18 protein-coding genes, 1 other RNA gene and 1 riboswitch are annotated in these 17,969 nt (G+C 69.4%); of the genes, 6 read left to right on the top strand and 13 right to left on the bottom strand.

Features of this window, described 5'->3' with window-relative positions; genetic code table 11:
• Nucleotides 1-28: 28 nt before the first annotated feature.
• The 7 genes from LDO27_RS16590 to LDO27_RS16560 form a co-directional block, all read right to left on the bottom strand.
• Entirely contained in the window at nucleotides 29-634 is a 606-nt protein-coding gene (locus LDO27_RS16590; protein WP_224042830.1) for a histidine phosphatase family protein, read from the bottom strand.
• Nucleotides 619-1,425 carry an adenosylcobinamide-GDP ribazoletransferase gene (locus LDO27_RS16585; RefSeq protein ID WP_224042828.1) on the bottom strand — a complete coding sequence of 269 codons (807 nt, stop codon included), beginning with the start codon at nucleotides 1,423-1,425 and terminating at the stop codon, nucleotides 619-621. The genes LDO27_RS16590 and LDO27_RS16585 overlap by 16 nt, the downstream gene beginning before the upstream one ends.
• Nucleotides 1,422-2,462, bottom strand: coding sequence for a nicotinate-nucleotide--dimethylbenzimidazole phosphoribosyltransferase (gene cobT / locus LDO27_RS16580; RefSeq protein WP_224042826.1), 1,041 nt, complete (start codon nucleotides 2,460-2,462; stop codon nucleotides 1,422-1,424). The genes LDO27_RS16585 and cobT overlap by 4 nt, the downstream gene beginning before the upstream one ends.
• A 66-nt stretch (nucleotides 2,463-2,528) precedes the next feature.
• The gene (cobO, locus tag LDO27_RS16575) at nucleotides 2,529-3,164 is read right to left on the bottom strand and encodes a cob(I)yrinic acid a,c-diamide adenosyltransferase (RefSeq protein ID WP_224042825.1); all 636 of its coding nucleotides are present in this window, start codon (nucleotides 3,162-3,164) and stop codon (nucleotides 2,529-2,531) included.
• Nucleotides 3,157-3,993: an ABC transporter ATP-binding protein gene (locus LDO27_RS16570; RefSeq protein ID WP_224042823.1), complete on the bottom strand. Its 837-nt coding sequence runs from the start codon at nucleotides 3,991-3,993 to the stop codon at nucleotides 3,157-3,159. Before LDO27_RS16570 ends, cobO begins: the two co-directional genes overlap by 8 nt.
• Nucleotides 3,990-5,030 (bottom strand): FecCD family ABC transporter permease, encoded by a 1,041-nt coding sequence (locus LDO27_RS16565; RefSeq protein WP_224042821.1) that lies wholly within the window; start codon nucleotides 5,028-5,030, stop codon nucleotides 3,990-3,992. The genes LDO27_RS16570 and LDO27_RS16565 overlap by 4 nt, the downstream gene beginning before the upstream one ends.
• Before the next feature lie 13 nt (nucleotides 5,031-5,043).
• The gene (locus tag LDO27_RS16560) at nucleotides 5,044-6,927 is read right to left on the bottom strand and encodes a TonB-dependent receptor domain-containing protein (protein ID WP_224042819.1); all 1,884 of its coding nucleotides are present in this window, start codon (nucleotides 6,925-6,927) and stop codon (nucleotides 5,044-5,046) included.
• An 83-nt stretch (nucleotides 6,928-7,010) separates the two neighbouring features.
• A riboswitch (cobalamin riboswitch) is annotated at nucleotides 7,011-7,250 on the bottom strand.
• A 183-nt stretch (nucleotides 7,251-7,433) separates the two neighbouring features.
• Between LDO27_RS16560 and LDO27_RS16555 the strand changes: the two genes are divergently transcribed.
• The 6 genes from LDO27_RS16555 to LDO27_RS16535 all read left to right on the top strand — a co-directional run bounded on the left by LDO27_RS16555 (nucleotide 7,434) and on the right by LDO27_RS16535 (nucleotide 10,923).
• Nucleotides 7,434-7,757: a hypothetical protein gene (locus LDO27_RS16555; protein WP_224042817.1), complete on the top strand. Its 324-nt coding sequence runs from the start codon at nucleotides 7,434-7,436 to the stop codon at nucleotides 7,755-7,757.
• A complete protein-coding gene (locus LDO27_RS16550) occupies nucleotides 7,754-8,098 on the top strand; it encodes a cell division protein ZapA (RefSeq protein ID WP_222208104.1) in 345 nt (114 codons plus the stop codon). The genes LDO27_RS16555 and LDO27_RS16550 overlap by 4 nt, the downstream gene beginning before the upstream one ends.
• A 340-nt stretch (nucleotides 8,099-8,438) precedes the next feature.
• A non-coding RNA gene (gene ssrS, locus LDO27_RS25705) (6S RNA) lies at nucleotides 8,439-8,646 on the top strand.
• An 86-nt stretch (nucleotides 8,647-8,732) separates the two neighbouring features.
• On the top strand, nucleotides 8,733-9,233 hold the full coding sequence (locus LDO27_RS16545; protein ID WP_224042816.1) for an EVE domain-containing protein: 501 nt from the start codon (nucleotides 8,733-8,735) through the stop codon (nucleotides 9,231-9,233).
• A gap of 50 nt (nucleotides 9,234-9,283) precedes the next feature.
• On the top strand, nucleotides 9,284-10,096 hold the full coding sequence (locus LDO27_RS16540; protein WP_222208106.1) for a sulfite exporter TauE/SafE family protein: 813 nt from the start codon (nucleotides 9,284-9,286) through the stop codon (nucleotides 10,094-10,096).
• A 116-nt stretch (nucleotides 10,097-10,212) separates the two neighbouring features.
• On the top strand, nucleotides 10,213-10,923 hold the full coding sequence (locus LDO27_RS16535) for an SIMPL domain-containing protein (RefSeq protein WP_222208108.1): 711 nt from the start codon (nucleotides 10,213-10,215) through the stop codon (nucleotides 10,921-10,923).
• Nucleotides 10,924-10,975: 52 nt separating this feature from the next.
• Here LDO27_RS16535 and LDO27_RS16530 read toward each other — a convergent pair whose 3' ends face one another.
• The 6 genes from LDO27_RS16530 to LDO27_RS16505 all read right to left on the bottom strand — a co-directional run bounded on the left by LDO27_RS16530 (nucleotide 10,976) and on the right by LDO27_RS16505 (nucleotide 17,959).
• Nucleotides 10,976-12,529: a malonate--CoA ligase gene (locus LDO27_RS16530; RefSeq protein ID WP_224042814.1), complete on the bottom strand. Its 1,554-nt coding sequence runs from the start codon at nucleotides 12,527-12,529 to the stop codon at nucleotides 10,976-10,978.
• Nucleotides 12,530-12,608: 79 nt separating this feature from the next.
• Nucleotides 12,609-13,391, bottom strand: a complete 783-nt coding sequence (locus tag LDO27_RS16525) for an enoyl-CoA hydratase/isomerase family protein (RefSeq protein WP_222208112.1) — start codon at nucleotides 13,389-13,391, stop codon at nucleotides 12,609-12,611.
• 61 nt (nucleotides 13,392-13,452) lie between these two features.
• Nucleotides 13,453-14,448 carry a Bug family tripartite tricarboxylate transporter substrate binding protein gene (locus tag LDO27_RS16520; RefSeq protein ID WP_224042812.1) on the bottom strand — a complete coding sequence of 332 codons (996 nt, stop codon included), beginning with the start codon at nucleotides 14,446-14,448 and terminating at the stop codon, nucleotides 13,453-13,455.
• Nucleotides 14,449-14,630: 182 nt separating this feature from the next.
• Nucleotides 14,631-16,124 carry a malonyl-CoA decarboxylase domain-containing protein gene (locus LDO27_RS16515; RefSeq protein WP_224042811.1) on the bottom strand — a complete coding sequence of 498 codons (1,494 nt, stop codon included), beginning with the start codon at nucleotides 16,122-16,124 and terminating at the stop codon, nucleotides 14,631-14,633.
• A gap of 93 nt (nucleotides 16,125-16,217) precedes the next feature.
• Nucleotides 16,218-16,958 carry a GntR family transcriptional regulator gene (locus LDO27_RS16510; protein ID WP_222208118.1) on the bottom strand — a complete coding sequence of 247 codons (741 nt, stop codon included), beginning with the start codon at nucleotides 16,956-16,958 and terminating at the stop codon, nucleotides 16,218-16,220.
• A gap of 170 nt (nucleotides 16,959-17,128) precedes the next feature.
• Nucleotides 17,129-17,959 (bottom strand): HpcH/HpaI aldolase/citrate lyase family protein, encoded by an 831-nt coding sequence (locus LDO27_RS16505; protein ID WP_224042810.1) that lies wholly within the window; start codon nucleotides 17,957-17,959, stop codon nucleotides 17,129-17,131.
• Between the last annotated feature and the right edge of the window lie 10 nt (nucleotides 17,960-17,969).

Genomic DNA, 17,969 nt, shown 5'->3' with positions numbered 1-17,969 from the left:
GATCGCGCCGCGCCTCAGCGGCGCCGCTTCAGCCCTCGCGGTTCCACCACAGCATCTGCGGCGCATGGCCGCCCAGCCGAAAGCCGCAGGTCGCGCCCCAGCCGAGGCGCCACCCGGTGGTCACCGCCAGCGGAATGCCGAGCCAGTGCGCGGCCAGCATGCGGATCGGGCCGGCATGCCCGACCACCCAGAGACATTGCGCCGACGCGGCCGGCAGCGCATCGGCCCATTCGCCGATGCGGGCCATGCCTTGCGCGGCCGACTCGCCGCCATGCGGACGGGCGCCGAGCAGGTCCGCCGCCCACGCGTCCAGTTGTTCCCGCGGCACGGCATCCCAGGCGAGCCCTTCCCACGCGCCGAAGTCCAGCTCGCACAGGCGGGCATCGGTTTGCACGGGGGGCACGCGAGAGGTGCCCGCCCGCGCATCGGCCAGCGCGTTCGCCAACAGGCGCGCGGTGTCGCGTGCCCGCGCCGCGGTGCTGGCGACGATGCGGTCCGGGGTGGCCGTACCGGCCGCGGCGAGCATGCGCGCCGGCGCTGGCCAGACCGGCTGCACCAGCGGGGCGTCCAGCCTGCCATAGCAGAGTCCATCCGCAACCTCGGGCCGCGCATGGCGGATCAGGACCACATCCATGCCGCCGCCACCAGATAGATCAGCAGTTCCGCCAGTTGCTGCGCCATGCCCAGGCAGTCCCCGGTATATCCGCCGATGCGGCGCACGAAATAGCGCCCCAGCGCGAGCCACAGCGCGACAAGCGCGGCCACGGTGGCCACGGCGAACCAGGGCGACACCGCCACCAGCGGCAGCACCCCGAAGGCCGCCACCAGCGCGAGGCCGCCCGCGGACAGGCGCTGCGCCACCGGCTTGGCCTTGCCTTCGGCGCGCACATAGTCGAGCACCGCCAGATACGACACGGCCATCGCCCGGCTGGCCGCATGGGCGGCGATCAGCACCAGCACCACTTCGCGCAGGCTGCCACGGCCCGCGATCGTCAGCAACAGCTGCCATTTGAGCAGCAGCGCCATCACCAGCGCGATGGCGCCGAACGCGCCGACGCGCGAGTCGTGCATGATCCGCAGCACGTCCTCGCGCTGCCACGCACCGCCGAAGGCATCGACGCAGTCGGCCAGGCCGTCCTCGTGGAAGGCACCGGTCAGCAGCAGCGTGGCAATCATGCCGAGCGCGACGGCCACACCCGGCGGCCAGAACAGCCACGCGGCAAGCGTGACCAGCGCCGCGGCGGCGCCGACGAAGAAACCGACGAGCGGGAAATACCGCGCCGCGGCATGCAGGTAGTGCGGCGCGAAGCCGACCCAGCGCGGGACCGGCACGCGGGTGAAATAGCCCACCGCGGTCAGGAAATAGCGCAGCTCGTCCAACGCGCGGTGGCCCCGCTCGCGCATGCCGCGGTCGTGGTCGCTCATGCCGATGCCGTGCTGACGCCGGCCCTGCTGAACGTGGCCATCTCGCGCAGGAAGGCGGCCGCGGAGGCCACCAGCGGATAGGCCAGCGCCGCACCGGAGCCCTCGCCCAGGCGCAGGTCCAGCGCGAGCAGCGGCCGGGCCTCGAAATGCGCCAGCAGGGCCCGGTGGCCGTGTTCGTGCGAGCAATGCGAGAACACGCAATAGTCGAGCACGCGCGCATCGAGCCGTTGCGCGACCAGCAGCGCGGCCGACGCGATAAAGCCGTCGACGAGGATCACCATGCGGCTGGCCGCGGCAGCCAGGAAGGCTCCGGCCATCATCGCGATCTCGAAGCCGCCCAGCGCCGCCAGCGCATCGAGCGGCGCCGTCGCATCGGCATGGCGCGCCATCGCCCGTGCGAGCACGGCGTGCTTGCGCTCGAGGCCGGCATCGTCCAGGCCGGTGCCGCGGCCGATGCACTGGTCCAGCGGGATGCCCGCGAGCCGGCTGGCCAGGCACGCCGCCGCTGACGTATTGGCAATGCCCATCTCGCCGAAGCCGATGACGTTGGTGCCCTGCGCGCGGTGCCAGTCCACCCGCGCCATGCCAGCGACAAGCGCCGCGCGCGCCTGCTCGGGCGTCATGGCGGGCGCCTCGGCGAAGTTGCGCGTGCCGGGCCCGATCCGGCAGTCGATCAGGCCCGGCGACGGCGGCAAGGCGGTACGCACGCCGGCATCGACCACTTCCAGCGCGAGCCCGTGCTGGCGCGAGAACACGTTGATCGCCGCGCCGCCGGCCAGGAAGTTCAGCACCATCTGCGCGGTGACCTCGGCAGGAAAGGCGCTCACGCCCGCATCGGCCACGCCATGATCGGCGGCGAACACGATCAGCGCCGGGCGCTCCAGCCGCGGCTGCGCGGTACCGAGGATCATGCCGACGCGCAGGGCCAGATCTTCGAGCTGGCCGAGCGCGCCGAGCGGCTTGGTCTTGTCGTCGATGGCGGCCTGCAGCACGGGGCGCAGGGCGGGATCGAGGGGAGCGATGTGCGGAAGTTGCATGGCGGCGTGCGTTGTAATTCGGAGCGGGAAGACGGCGCAGTGTAGCGGTGGCGTGCGTGCGCCTCGCTACATCTCCACGCCGCGCTGCGCCTTGATGCCCTGCTGGAAGGCATGCTTGACCGGCGTCATCTCCGTGACCGTGTCGGCGGCCTCGATCAGCGCGGGCGGCGCGCCGCGGCCCGTGATCACCACGTGCTGCATCGGCGGGCGCGCGCGCAGGTCAGCCACGACCTTGTCCACATCGAGATAGTGCAGCTTCAGCGCGATATTCAGTTCGTCCAGCAGCACCAGCCCGACGGCGGGATCGCGCAGCAACCCGCACGCGACTTCCCATGCGGCCTCGGCCTTGGCCACGTCGCGCGCGCGGTCCTGCGTTTCCCACGTATAGCCCTCGCCCATCACGTGAAAGGCGCACTGCTCGGGGAAGCGGCGCAGGAACATTTCCTCGCCGCTGGGAAAGGCGCCCTTGATGAACTGCACCACGCCGGCCCGCATGCCGTGGCCCAGTGCCCGTATCACCATGCCGAAGCCTGAACTGGACTTGCCCTTGCCATTGCCGGTGGTGATCACGATCACGCCGCGCTCGTCCTGGGCGGCGGCGATCTTGGCGTCCACCACTTCCTTCTTGCGCGCCATGCGCGCCTTGTGGCGCGCGTCGCGCTCGGAATCTGCGGAAGGGAGGGTGCCGTCGGGGTCAGTCATCTGGGATATCCGTGGAGGTGGGGCCATTGGCGACCAGCGCGGTATGCAAGCCATCGCTGACGCTGACGATGGGTGTGCGCAGGGCGCGCGAGCAATGCGCCGGTGTGAGGACCTGCGCGGCGGGGCCGTGCAGGCAGTGGGCGTCCTCGCTCATCAGCAAGGCATGGGTGGCGTAGCGCCGCGCGAGGTTCAGGTCGTGCAGGATCAGCACGATGGCGTGGCGGCCGGCGCGCGCCAGGCGCGACAGCGATTCGAGGACCATGATCTGGTGCCGCAGGTCCAGGTGGGCCAGCGGCTCGTCCAGCAGCATCAGCGGCGCCTGTTGCGCCAGCATCGCCGCGAGCGAGACGCGCTGGCGCTCGCCGCCGGAGAGGTTCAGCACGTCGCGTTCGGCCAGCGCATCCAGATCGAGTTCGCGCGTCACCGCCGCGACCACCGCGTCGTCGCGGCCGCCGCTCCAGCCCCAGCCCGACAGGTGCGGATGGCGGCCCACCGCGACCGCGTCGCGCACCCGCATCGAGAAGGTGTCGTGCACGGCCTGGGGCAAGAACGCGCGGCGCAGCGCCAGCGCGGCGGGCGCGAGGCGCGCCAGTGGCTCGCCGTCCAGGTGTGCGGCGCCGCCTTCCGGCGCGCGCAGCCCGGCCATGACGGCCATCAGTGTCGACTTGCCGACGCCATTGGGGCCCACCACACACCAAAGCTGCCCTGCCCGAATCGTCAGGTCCAGTCCGTCGACGAGGCGCCGCGCGCCGGCCTGCAGCCGCAGGCCGCGCAGGGACAGCTCGGGGCACGACACGGCAGGCGTCGCCCAGTCGGCCGGCGCGTTCATCGCGGCCTCCGCAACAGCAGGAAAAGAAAGGTCGGTACGCCCAGCAGCGCCGTGATGACACCGACCGGCAACTGCGCGGGCGCGATCACCGTGCGGGCGATCAGGTCGGCCAGCATCAGCAGCGTGCCGCCCAGCAGCGCCGAGGCCGGCAGCAGCATGCGCTGATCGTTGCCCCACGCGAGCCGCACCAGATGCGGCACCACCAGGCCGACGAAGCCCACCGAACCGGCAGTGGTGATCGCCACCGCGATGGCGAGCGACGCGAGCACGAAGACGGCCAGCCGCACGCGGCCCACGCGCACGCCCAGGGACTGCGCGACCGTCTCGCCGAGCAGCATCACATTGAGGGCGCGCGCCATCGGCATCACCAGCGCGACGACCACGGCCAGCGTGGCGAGCGCCGGCACGTAGCTGGCGGTGCCGCCGAGGTCGCCGGTCAGCCAGAACAGCATGCCGCGCAGCCGCGCTTCGGGGGCGATGCTCAGAATGAGGGTAATGATTGCGCTCCAGCCCGCGGCCAGGATCACGCCCGTCAGCAGCAGCCGCGAGCCGGCCTCATGATGGCCGCCCTGCACCTGCGGATGCAACAGGTCACGGCGCGCCAGCGTGGCGACCAGCACCATCGACGCCAGGGCGCCGCCGGCTGCGCCGGCCTGCACCGTCCACAGCGGCCACATCATCAGCATCGCGGTCAGCGCGCCGGTGGCCGCCCCGCCCGACACGCCCAGCACATACGGCTCGGCCAGCGGATTGCGCAGCAGCACCTGCATCAGCGCGCCGGCGAGCGCCAGCAGGCCGCCGCAGCCGAATGCCGCCGCGGCCCGGGGCAGGCGCAGCTCGCGCACGATGGCGGCCGCGGTATCGATGTTGTCGGCCCCCGCGCCGCCGAGCGCCTGCCACAGCTGCGGCCAGGTCAGCGCCACGCTGCCCACCGCCAGCGACAGCAGGAACACCGCGGCGCCGGCGGCGGCGAGCACCGACCAGATGGCGAGGGCACGCCGCACCTGCGCGCCCCCATGCATCGTGCCGGTGGTCATCGCGCGACCCGCCCTAGCGCTGGCGCCAGCCGAGCGTGATGAAGCCGGCGCGCCCCTGCGTGTTGTACGGATAGGCGAGCTGGTAGTCCTTGTCGAACACGTTCTCCACGCGGGCGGCGATAAACCATTGCTTGTCGATGTTGTAGCGGGCGTTGAGGTTGACGATACCGTATCCGCCCAGCGTGCGGTTGCCGGTATCGATGCGCTCGGAGGAAACGATCCACTGCCCGCCCACGCGGAAGCTGCCGATATCGCGGCCGATATCGAGCGCCGCATGGCGGCGCGCGCGCCGCACCAGCTGCGAGCCGTTCTGCTCGTTGACCGGGTTCTGGAACGTCACGCTGGCGCCCACGTCGGTACCGAGCAGCCTGGCGCGCCACGACGCCTCGATGCCTTCGACCTTGGCACGATCGACGTTCTCCGCCAGGTACAGGCCGCTGGCCTGCTGCACGGAGTTGATCAGGTTGGTGTAGCGCGTGCGGAAGGCCGTCACGCGCAGCAGGCCCGCGCCCTCGGTGTCGTACTGCGCGCCGAACTCGAACGATTTCGCGCGCTCGGGCTGCAGCCCCGGCTGCCCATAGCCCGGGAAATACAGCTCGTTGAAGGTCGGCGCGCGGAACGCGTTGCTGGCGTTGGCGATCAGCTTCAGCGCGCTGGTCACGTGATAGCCGTAGGCGGCGAAATAGCTGCCCTTGTCGCCGAAGTCCGAGTAGTGGTCGTTGCGCAGGTTCAGCTGCAGCTGGTGTTTGCCGAAGCGGGCGTCATAGCCGCCGAACACCGACACCACGTTGCGGTTTGGCGCCTGGTAGCTGCTGGAGGCGAACTCCTGCTGCACGTATTCGGCGCCGAACAGCAGCTGTTGCGCCGGGGTCAGCGCATATTCGTTCTGCCAGGTGTACTGGCGCGTGCGCGTCTTGAACAGGCTGTCGAAGTTGCCGTTGCGGGTGTTCTCGCTGCTGTCCTCGCTCTGGGCGATCTTGAAATGGGTGCTCCAGTCGTCCGTCAGCTTGCCATTGAGAAAGGCGCTCAGCGTATAGAGCTCGCTGTCCATCCACCACTCGTCGGTCGGCCGGCCGGCGGTGCTGTCGTAGGACAGCTCGCTCTTCGAGTAGTACGCGGTAACGCCGGCATCCCAGCCAGGGGCGAAGCGATGCTTCAGCTGACCCGATACGCTCTTGTTCTCGTACGGATTGTCGTTCGGGTTGGCGCGCGGCTGCTGGCGCGTGTTGACCGCGGAGAAGCCGTCGGTCTTGAACACCGAGCCCGTCACGTTGAACGAGGTATCGCCCACCTGGCCGCCATAGCCGACCGTGCCCTGGCGAGTATTGTCGCTGCCGTATTCGATCTGCGCGTTGGCCGCGGGCGGCTTGCCGGCTCCGCTCTTGGTGAAGATCTGCACGACGCCGCCGATCGCGTCGGAGCCGTAGAGGGCCGACACATTGCCGCGCACCACCTCGATACGGTCGATCTCGTCCGGCAGGATATTGGCCAGCTGCGCGGTGCCGCTGCTGGCCGAGGCGATGCGCACGCCGTCGATCAGGATCAGCGTCTGGTTCGAGTTGGCGCCGCGCATGAACAGGCTCGTGTTGGCGCCCATGCCGCCATTGGCGGCGAACTCCACGCCGGCCTGCGTGCGCAGCAGCGAACGCAGGTCTGGCGCCTGCGAATCGACGATGTCCTGCTGCGTCACCACGGTGGTATGAGGCAGCGCTTCGGTGATGCTCTGTTCGGTCCGGCTGGCGCTGACCACCACGGGGGCGAGCGAGGCCGCCGGGGCCGTCGACTGGCCGTACGCCACGGACATGGGAAGGACAAGGCTGGCGCAGGCGAGCGCAGCCGCGATGGGGCGCAGCGCCGGCATGGCCGGGTTGCTGTGCCTCAGGGACGATGAGTGCATGATGCAGGAGACGGATGGGATAGCCTGGCCCGTTCCCCCGCGGGCCGTCTGGCGATGCAGCGTGCCGGCAGCGTGAGCTGGCGCGGCATGCCCGCGTTCAGGCCGGTATCCGGGCTGGCGATCGAAGCCGCCCGCCTTCCCGGACCGTGCGGTCCAGTGGCTTGTGGGCGGCCTTGCGCGCATTGCGTCGCGAATCGCTTACCGTTGCGGGGGCAGCACAGGTTGGCCCGGCCCCGCGCGCGCGGCGGTTTCCGGCTCCCTGTTTCCCGTTGAACTGCTCACCCCAGGCGGGGTGGGCGAGCACCTGAAACGTGCGCGAGTGTAGGCAGTTTGCCCGCGTGCGTCAACGGACACTGCGCAGCGATCGGGAGGGACAACGCGCCAACGTGGCGCACGCCATGCAACTTCGGCGGGAATGGGCTGTCAGACCCCCCTTGCCGCTTGGGTATCGCAGCGCTTCGGCTAGAATCCCGATACTTGACACCTTCTGAACATCGACAGGCTCTATGCTGACCGAACTCGAACAACTCGCCGCCAAGATCGGACGCGTGCTGCACCACGCCGATACGCTGGCGGCGGAGAACCAGCGGCTGCGCGACGAGATCGATCGCCTGCGCGCGGAAGCGGCGCAGTTGCGCAGCGACCGCGAGGCCATGGCCGCGGACCGCGAGCTGCTCAATATCAAGATCGAAGAGGCGCAGCTGCGCATCCAGTCGATCCTGGACAAGCTGCCCACCGCCAGCGACGCCCGTCAGCTGGACCTGCTCGGCGAGGGCGAGGCCGCCGAGCGCGCGAACGGCGACCAGCGCGCCCCCGGAGAACACGCATGAGCAACACCAAGCAAGTCGAAGTGAATATCTCGGGCCAGGCCTACCGCTTCGCCATCGCGCCCGAGAACGAAGCCGCGCTGCTGGAGGCGGTGGCGCTGGTGGACGAACAGATGACCCGCCACAAGTCCGGCCCCGCCGCCAAGGGCGTGGAGCGGGTTGCGGTGATGGCGGCGATCAGCCTGGCGTCCGAGCTGCTGGCGGTCAAGCGCAAGCAGCGCGAGGACGGCGCGATTCCCGTCGACGCGGTGCGCGCGCGCATTCGCGAACTCAACGACCGTGCCGATGAAGCCCTGCGCCAGTATGCCCATGTGGGCACCGGCGCCCCGCAGTCGCAGGCCTGAAGACAGTGTCCGCGCGGGGCGCGCGAGACCGATATGTCGGGTCTTGATATGTCGGATCGCGCCCCCAAGTGAAGCCCATGCCGCCGCCGTATGCAAAATGTAACGGCCCGGCGCGGTGGCTTGGTTGGCCGAGCCTCGCGGTGTATAGTGTAGCCAGACTGCACGGCGCCCCTGACAGGGTGCATGAAGTAAGCAGTTGACAGGTCGGGTTATCGCGCCCGGCCGCCGTTTCATCCCATCCTTACCGAAACGGCAAACGTCTGACATCCCTCGTGGTGGACCTATCCGGCAAGGCCGGAAAGACCTGATCCGCGATGCCTGGAGCGTCAGACGTTTGACAGTTTCCCTGCCTGGTTCGTCAGGATCATTACTCCTTGAACCGATATGCAAAGCATGGTGCGGGATTATGCCGTGTGGGCGAGCGCGTCGCGCCACTCAAAGCCTTCGGGCTCCCTGAGTGAGTGATGTACCCGAAATGCGGCTTCCGCAGCCACTCTGAACCTCACTTGGGTTCAGGACGCCGATCCAGCGGCCGAGGCGGGGACCCCCTAAAAGGGCGGTGGTTTCACGACCATCGCCCTTTTTCTTTGTCGCCGCGTCGTTTGTTCGCCTTGTGCATTCCTCCCCATGCGTCATGAGCCGATCCTCCGCCCCGTCCACCTCGTCCACCCCTGAAGGCCGGCAGTACTGGCTGATGAAGTCCGAGCCCGACGAGGCCAGCATCGATACCCTGGCCGAACGCGGCACCCTGCCCTGGACCGGGGTGCGCAACTACCAGGCGCGCAACTTCATGCGCGATGCGATGCGCATCGGCGACGGGGTGCTCTTCTACCATTCGTCGTGCCCGCAGCCGGGCATCGCGGGCATTGCCGAGGTCTGCTCCGCGCCCTATCCCGATCCCACCCAGTTCGACCCCAAGAGCCCCTACCACGACGCGGCCTCCAGGCGCGACGCACCGCGCTGGGTGCTCGTCGATGTGCGCTTCGTCGCCAAGACGCCGCTGATCTCGCTGGCGGACCTGCGCGAACACGCGGAACTGGCCGACATGGTGGTCCTGCGCCGTGGCAACCGGCTGTCGATCACGCCAGTGACGCCCGCCGAATGGCGCTTCATCACCGAGCGGCTCGCAGGCTGACGCCCTCGCCCCCATTCCAACAACAACGCGATACACGCAAGCCGCAACGCATGAGCCTCTACCTGATTCCCGCATTGCTTCTTCTGGGCGCCTTCACGGGCTTTGCCGCCGGCCTGCTAGGCGTAGGCGGCGGCATGCTGATGGTGCCCTTTCTGACGCTGCTGTTCACGGCGATGGACTTTCCGCATGACGCCATCGTGCATATGGCGATCGCGACGTCGATGGCCACCATCCTGTTCACCTCGATGTCCTCCGTGCGGGCCCATCACAAGCGCGGCGCGGTGCGCTGGCGCATCGTGCTGGCGTTGGCACCCGGGATCCTGCTCGGCGGGCTGATCGGCGGCGGCGCGGTGTTCGCGGCGCTCAAGACGGGCTGGCTGTCGCTGCTGTTCGCGATCTTCGTCGGCTTCTCGGCCTGGCAGATGATGCGCAACAAGAAGCCGAAGCCCGGTCGGCAGCTGCCCGGCATGGCCGGCATGTTCGGCACGGGCTCGTTTATCGGCTTCCTGTCCAGCCTCGTGGGCGCGGGCGGCGGCTTCATCTCCGTGCCGTTCATGGCATGGTGCAACGTGCCCATCCACAACGCGGTGGCCACCTCGGCCGCGCTCGGCTTCCCGATCGCGCTCGCGAGCGTCGTGGGCTACGTCTGGAGCGGGCTGCAGCAAAGCGGACTGCCGCCCTTCTCGCTGGGCTATGTCTTCCTTCCCGCGCTGGGCGTGATCGCCGTGGCCAGCGTGCTCACCGCGCCGCTGGGCGCGCGCACCGCGCACGGCATGGACGTGGGCCAGTTGCGCCGGGTCTTCGCCATGCTGCTGTTCTCGCTGGCGGCGTACATGCTGTGGAAGGCCTGGCAGTCCTTCTGAGCGGCCCTGCGGCGCCGGCGGACCGCTAACATGCCGATACAAGCCCGCGCGTGCACGATGGAACCCTCGTGGCGCGAAGGCGTCTGACAGCCATCACATTGATCGGGAGATTTTCGATGAAACAACTGCTTGCCGCGACGCTGCTCGGCACCACCGCATTGGCCGCCTCGGCCCAGGGAGGCCCCGGCCCGATGCACGAGGGCTGGCAGCCGCCCGCGGGTGTGCTGTCGCTGTCCGCGGATGCGATGGCCGAGGTGCCGACCGACGTGGTGCGTGTCACGCTCGCGGCCGAGCAGGAAGGGGCCGAACCCGGCGCCATCTCGTCGTCGCTGTCGACCAAGGCACAGCAGGTCATCGCGCAGGCCAGGCGCACCAGCGGCATCCAGGCCGAGTCCGGCGGCTTCACGATCTTCCCCAGCACCGACAAGAACGGCCGCATCAGCACCTGGCGCGGCCGCGCCGAAGTCATCCTCGAGTCGCGCGACTTCGCCGCGGTCTCGAAGCTGGCCGGCCAGCTCGCCAACCAGATGCAGGTGCAGAACATCGGCTTCTCGCTGTCGCGCGAGGCCCGCCAGGCCGCCGAGGCCAAGCTGACCGAGCAGGCCGTGGCCAGCTTCCGCGACAAGGCGCAGACCACCACCAAGCTGTTTGGCTACGGCAGCTATACCATCCGCAACGTGCAGGTCGGCGGTGTCGGCGCGGTACCGCCGCAGCCGCGCATGTACGCCGCGAAGGCCATGATGGCAGAGGCCGCACCGGTGCCGATCGAAGGCGGCAAGGCGCAGGTCACCGTGTCGGTCAACGGCTCCGTGCAGATGCTCAAGTAAGACGGCGATCGCCCCGGGCCGCGCGGCCCGGGGCGCCACGGTTTCCCGTCGTTCAGAGCGCGGCGAACTGCTCGCGCAACACGTTCTTCTGCACCTTCCCCATCGCATTGCGCGGCAGTTCCGGCACCACGTGGATGCGCTTGGGTACCTTGAAGTTGGCGATGCGGTGCTTGAGCGTACCGATCAGCGCCGTTTCATCCAGCGATGCATCGGGCTTGCCCACCACCACGGCGACCACGGCCTCGCCGAAATCCGGGTGCGGCACACCGATCACCGCGCTCTCCACCACCCCCGGCATCTCATCGATGAAGCTCTCGATCTCCTTCGGGTAGACGTTGTAGCCGCCCGAGATGATCAGATCCTTGCTGCGCCCGACGATGGTCAGGTAGTCGTCCGGCACCTTGCGCTCGCCCGCCTGGCTGACGATGGCGCCCCCGAAGCGGCCCACGTCGCCCGTCTTGAACCAGCCGTCGGCGGTGAACTCTTCCTTCGTCTTCTCCGGCATGCGCCAGTAGCCCTTGAACACATTGGGCCCCTTGACCTCGACATTGCCGATCTCGCCCGGCGCGCACGGCTTGCCGTCGCCATCGACCACGCGCACCGACACGCCCGGCAACGGGCGGCCTACCGTGCCGCCGATGCGCTCGCCCTGCGAGGTGTCGTAGGGGTTCGATACCAGCATCACCGTCTCGCTCATGCCGTAGCGCTCGAGGATGGTGTGCCCGCTGCGCTCGCGGAAGGCGTCGAACGTCTCCAGCAGCAGCGGCGCCGATCCCGAGACGAACAGCCGCATGTTGCGGCAGGTGTCGTGATAGAAGCGCGGGTCCTGCAGCATGCGCACGTAGTAGGTGGGCACGCCCATCATCACGGTGGAGCGCGGCAGGAAGCGCAGCAGCTGCGGCATGTCGAGCTTGGGCATCCAGATCATCTTGGCACCGGCCAGCAGCGCGCCATGGGAGGCCACGAACAGGCCGTGCACATGGAAGATCGGCAGCATGTGCAGCAGCACGTCGTCGCTGCGCCAGCCCCACGCCTCGTGCAGTGTCAGCGCGTTCGAGGCGAGGTTGCGGTGCGTCAGCATCGCGCCCTTGCTGCGGCCGGTGGTGCCCGAGGTGTACAGGATGGCCGCGAGATCGTCGTCGTTGCGCGGCACCGTGGCGAAGGTATCGGGCTGCGCCGCGGCCTGTTCCAGCAGCGAGCCGGTGCGGTTCTCGTCCAGCGTGAAGACGTGGGCGGTGCCATGGCGGGCCGCCACCTTGGCGACCCACGGCTCGTTCCTGCTGCCGCACACGATGACCGACGGCTCGGCATTGCCGATGAAGTAGTCGATCTCGGCTTCCTGGTACGCCGTGTTCAGCGGCAGGTAGACGTAGCCGGCGCGCAGCGTGGCCAAATAGAGGAACAGCGCCTCGGGCGACTTCTCGACCTGGACCGCCACGCGCGCGCCCTCGGGCAGCTTCAGCGAGGCCAGCAGGTTCGCCATCTTGGCGGTGGCGCGATCCAGATCGTCCCAGCTGTAGTACAGCTCGTCATGCGTCTCGATACAGCAGTTGCCACGGTCTTCGGGGAAGCGGCTTTCGAACAGGGCGAACAGATTGGCGTTCATGGTCCGGATCAGGAAGGAATAAGCGGATAAGGGGAAAGCGGATAAGGGAAAGCGGATGCGGGGCGTGGGCGCGCGGCGCCTATTCCCCGCGGAATTTCGGTGGGCGGCGCGCCAGGAACGCGGCGACGCCCTCGGCATGGTCGGCGCTCCCGGCATAGGCGAAGTGCGCGGACAGTTCGGCCTCGGTCAACGGCGGCACGGCGGGCGACAGCCTGCGGATGGTGGCCTTGTTGATGCGCGCGGCAAGCGGCGCGCCCGCGGCGATGCGCCGCATGGTCGCCCCGACTTCCCCGGCCAGCGCGGCGGGCGGCACCACGCGCGTCAGCAGGCCCTTCTCGCGCGCCTCGGCGGCATCGAACACGCGGCCTTCGAGCAGGATTTCCAGCGTGGTCGCGCGCCCGGCGAGCGCGAGCAGACCCTGCAGCTCGCCCGGCGCCATCGGAAAGCCGAGCCGATTGATCGGCACGCCGAAGCGGCAGTCGTCGGCGGCGATGCGCATGTCGCACTGGCTGGCGATCTCCAGCCCGCCACCGACGCAGACGCCCTCGATCATCGCAACCGTCGGGTGCGGGCAATCGGCCACCGCCGCCAGCGCCGGTGCGATGGTCTCGACGTGATAGCGGCGCACCGCCGCGGCATCGCCGCGCTCCTGCGGAAACTCGGCGATGTCGGCGCCGGCGGCGAAGTTGCCGCCGGCGCCGCGCAACACCACGCCGCGCAGCGACGTGTCTGCCGCCAGCCCGGCGAAGGTCTGCGCCAGCGCGCGCCACATCGCCGCAGAGATGGCGTTGAGCTTGCCGGGGTTGGACAACGTCACCCAGGCGATCTCGCCATCGCGCTCCAGCGCGATGGTGCCGCTCATGGCCGCGCCCCGGCGAAGCGGGACGACGATGCGCGGGAAGCGAAGGAAGCGCGCATGGGCATCAGTCCATCTTCGCGCCGGAGTCCTGCACCACCTGTGCCCAGCGCTTGAGTTCGGCGCGCTGGAACTGCGCGAACTGGTCGGGCGTGAAGCGCGGGGTCTCCGAACCGTTGGTCAGCCAGATCTGCTTCATCTCGGGCGAGTTCAGCGCCTTGTCGACTTCGGCGTAGAGCTTGTCGCTGATTTCCTTGGGCGTGCCCTTGGGCACCCACATCGCGTACCACGTCGACACCTCATAGCCCGGAACGCCCGCTTCGGCCGCCGTCGGCACGTTGGGGAACGCGGGCGAGCGCTTGTTCGAGGCCACCGCCAGCGCCTTGATGCGGCCCGAGCGGATGTGCTGCGCCGACGAGCCCAGCCCGTCGAAGACCAGGTCGACCTGGCCGGCGATCAGGTCCGACAGCGCGGGACCGGCGCCCTTGTACGGGATATGCGTGATGAACGTCTTGGTCTGGATCTTGAACAGTTCGCCCGCCAGATGGTGCGAGGAGCCGTTGCCGGCCGATCCGTAGTTCAGCTTGCCGGGATTCTTCTTGGCGAAGGCGATCAGTTCCTGCAGCGTGTTGGCCTGCACCTTGGTGGGATTGGCGACCACCACCTGCGGCGGCTGCGCGATCACGGTGATGGGAACGAAGTCCTTCTCGATGTCGTAGTCGAGCTTCTTGTAGAACGAGGGCGCGATCACATGGTGGGCGCCGCCGATGAAGATGGTGTAGCCGTCCGGCGCGGCCTTGGCGGCCAGGCTTGCGCCCACGGTGCCGCCGGCGCCGCCGCGGTTGTCGATGACGAACTGCTTGCCCAATTGCTTGGACAGCTGCGCGGTCAGCGGCCGGGCGAAGGCGTCGGTGCCGCCGCCCGCGGGGAACGGCACGATGACCGTAACGGGCTTGGACGGCCAGGTATCGGCGTGCGCGGCAGGGGCCACGGCGGCGATGCCGGCCAGCAGGCCCGATGCGAGCGCGCAGGCGCGCACGGCCGAACGGATGTGACGATGCATGGTGTGTCTCCTTTTTTCTGTTTGTCGGTCCATCGGACCTTGTTGGCAGGCCTCGCGAACCCGCCTTGTCAACTTTGCGGCATGGCGCCGCTCCCCTCGTTGCACTGCTAACACCACTTCCACGAACACAACGGCACGGGCACCCCTCCCGTCGACGGGCGCCCGCCCGATGCCGCCGCCCGCTAGGACAGCAGCTTGGCGACGGCGCGGCTCATGCGCGGATTGCCCTCGCCCAGCCGTGCCAGATTGTCGTCCAGCGCTTCTGGCGCGTAAAGATAGTTGACCATCATGCCGCAGGACTGCGCGCGGCCCTTGGTGGAGAGGTCCGCGGCCCAGTTCAGCCGCTCCACGCAGGCGCCATTGCCCAGATGGAAGCGCGCCACCGGATCCGCCGGCAAGGCGCCGCTGCGCTCGCGCACGAGAAAGTGGGCGGCCAGCGCGAGGCCGGTGTCGCGCACCAGCGCCTCGTCCGCGCCGCCAGCGTCCGCACCCAGCGCGGACAGCCATTCCGACGCGGTGGCCGGCGCGCCCGCCTCGCGTTCGCCCCAGCGCTGCAGGCGCTTCTCGCCCACGACGCGCTCGATGGTGCCTTTGTCCTGCTTGCGCAGCCAGTCGGCAAAACCCGGGATAGGCGACAGCGTGGCGAACTGCTTGAGCTTGGGGAATTCCCGCTGCAGTTCCTCGATGACGCGCTTGAGCAGGAAGTTGCCGAAGCTCACGCCGCGCAAACCCGGCTGCGTGTTGGAGATCGAGTAGAAGATCGCCCATTTGACGCGGCGCAGGTCTTCGACGGGCGCGGCTTCGTCCAGCAGCGCATGCACGTTGGCGGCCATCTCGGGCACGAACGCCACCTCGACGAAGATCAGCGGCTCGCGCGGCATGCGGGGATGGAAGAACGCGTAGCAGCGCCGGTCCGAGTCGAGCCGGTTGCGCAGGTCGGCCCACGAGGCGATCTCGTGCACCGCCTCGTAGCGGATCAGCTTTTCCAGCAGCGAGGCGGGCGAATCCCAGGTGATCGGCTGCAGTTCGAGCAGGCCGACGTCGAACCAGTTGGAGAACAGCGCCTCGAGGTCGTCGTCGAGCGCGCGCAGCCCCGGCACGCGCTTGTGCCAGCGCTGCATGTCGGCGCGCAGATGGATGAGGAAATGCAGGCCGCAGGCGCTGTGGGGCCCCTTGGCGTGCTGTCCCGCGAAGCGCTTGAAGAAGCGGATGCGGGCGTTGGACAGCGCCTGCGACAGGCCGGTGGCCCGGCCGCCCTTGCCGTGTTCGGCGGCGGCGCCTTCGGTCCGCTCGCCGTCCTCTCCACCGCTATTGGCAACCTCGGCCAGCACGCCGAGCATCGCCTGGCGCGTGGCCTCGTCCGCCGCTTCGTATTCCGCGCGCCATGCCTGCGCCGCGGCGTTGGCGGCGCTGTCGGTCAGGCGCGCATCGAAGCACTGGCGCAGCTGCTCGCGATGGCGGCGCGCCACCCGTGCCGGCAGCGGCGAGGCGCCTTCCTTGCCCGCGGGCGCCGCGCCCTTGGCGGCCGGGGTGCCTGCGGCCACGTCGGCGTCGTTCTTGCGGCCGAACCAGCGGCCGACGCGGGCCAGAAACGTCGCGTTGGCCGGCCCCGTCGCGGATTCGCTCGCACCAAGCGGTGCACTCACTTTTTGTTCGCCGGTATCAAAGGTCATCATGAAGACACGCTGTCCAAAGGGGTTGCCACGGTTGCTCGAAACATTGCCGCATCCAGCGGATGCCGGCGGTCAGCCAACGGTCATGCGCATCGCTCATGCGCCGTCGGCCTGTGTGCCGCCGTCGCCCGCCGCCAGCCGCAGGCGCCTGCGCGCGGGCCGGACCGCATCCGGCGCGTCCTGTTGCCGCGCGGCACGGTCCAGGTCCTTCAGCGCGCCGCGCTGGCGCAGCAGATGCGTTTTCATCATCGCCTCGGCGCCCTCCGGATCGTGCGCCTTCAGCGCGGCGAATACCGACAGGTGTTCGGCGCACGATTCCGCGATGCGCCCGGGCAGCTGCAGGCTCTTGTGGCGCGACAGCCGCAGCACCTTGCGCAGGTCGCCGATCAGGCCCGACAGCCAGCGATTGCCGGCCAGGCGCTGGATGGCCTCGTGGATCTGGTAGTTGGTTTCGTAGTAGGCGTCGATATCGCCGGCGCGGGCGTAGTCCGCCAGCTGGCGGTGCAGGCCGTCGAGCATGTCGAGGTCCTGCTCGGTCGCGTTGCGCGCGGCCTCGTAGGCGCAGCGGCCTTCGAGCAGCGCCATCAGCGGAAAGATGTCGTCGAGATCCTCTTCGGACAGCTCGTTGACGAAGCAGCCGCGGCGCGGTTCGAGCCGCACCAGGCCTTCGGCGGCCAGGACTTTCAACGCTTCGCGCAGCGGGGTGCGGGAGATGCCGAGGCTATCGGCCAGGGCAACTTCGTCGATCCAGGCGCCGGGCACGAGGGTGTGCTCGTCGATCATGGCGCGCAGCCGGTCGGCGACTTCGAGATACAGCGCTTGCTGGACGATTCGCATGGTGCCTCCGGGAAAGGATGCGACCGCGTCGGCACGTCCGGCCAGACAGTCCTGCCGGCGGCGTGGCGCGGTAATTCATAATTATGAATAACGCGAACGTTGGCAAGGACTTTTGATGCTGCAGGGCGGCATGGCGCACACAGCCGGCGCGCCGCGCCCCGGAAAGCGTCCTACGAGGCCTGCAGCAGGATGCGGCGGGCGCGTTCCAGCACCGGGCGGTCGACCATCTTGCCGTCGACCGCGACCGCCGCGCCCTTCGCCTGCGCCGCGGCGTCGACGATGCGCCGTGCCCACGCCTGCTCCTCGCCGCTGGGCGACAGGGCCGTATGCACGCCCGCCACCTGGGCGGGATGGATCAGCAGCTTGGCGCCGAAGCCGAACCCGCGCGCGCGCCGGGTTTCGGCCTCCAGCGCGGCGGCGTCGCCCAGCGCGGTACAGACGCCGTCCACCGGCGCGGGCAGGCCGGCCGCCCGCGAATGCAGCACCAGCCGGCTGCGGAAATAGTGCAGCGGCTCGCCTTCGTCGGCCACGTCGAGGTCGAACATCAGGTCGATGCTGCCGAACAGCAGTCTGGCTACACCGGGCGCGGCGGCCAGCTCGCGCAGCGTGGCAAAGCCGGCGGCGGTCTCCAGCAGCGGATGCACGCGGGCCGCGGGCAGGCGCTGGTGCAGCGCACGCACGCCAGCCGCCTCGGCCTTGGGCAGCACCAGGCTGTGGACGCCCTGCGACGCGCACCATTGCAGGTCGCCCTCGTGGTACGAGGCGTCGGCCGCATTGATGCGCACCAGCAACTCCACCCCTGCCTGCGAGGCCCGAGTGCAAAGGTCCGCCCACGGCGCGGCGAGCGCCTGGCGTGCGCCCGCCTTGTCGTCCGGGGCGACGGCGTCCTCGAAATCGACGATCACGGCCTCCGCGCCGCTGTCGATGGCCTTGCCGACGCGTTCCGGCCGGTTCGCCGGCACGAACAGATAGCTGCGGGGCAGGCGTTGCATGGCATCCATGGCCGTCTCC

The organism is Cupriavidus respiraculi, from assembly GCF_914271545.1.
In the GTDB taxonomy this organism is placed as follows: Bacteria; Pseudomonadota; Gammaproteobacteria; order Burkholderiales; family Burkholderiaceae; genus Cupriavidus; species Cupriavidus respiraculi.
Note: the sequence above shows the minus strand (reverse complement) of the source record. Positions and strands in the feature narration are given on the sequence as shown.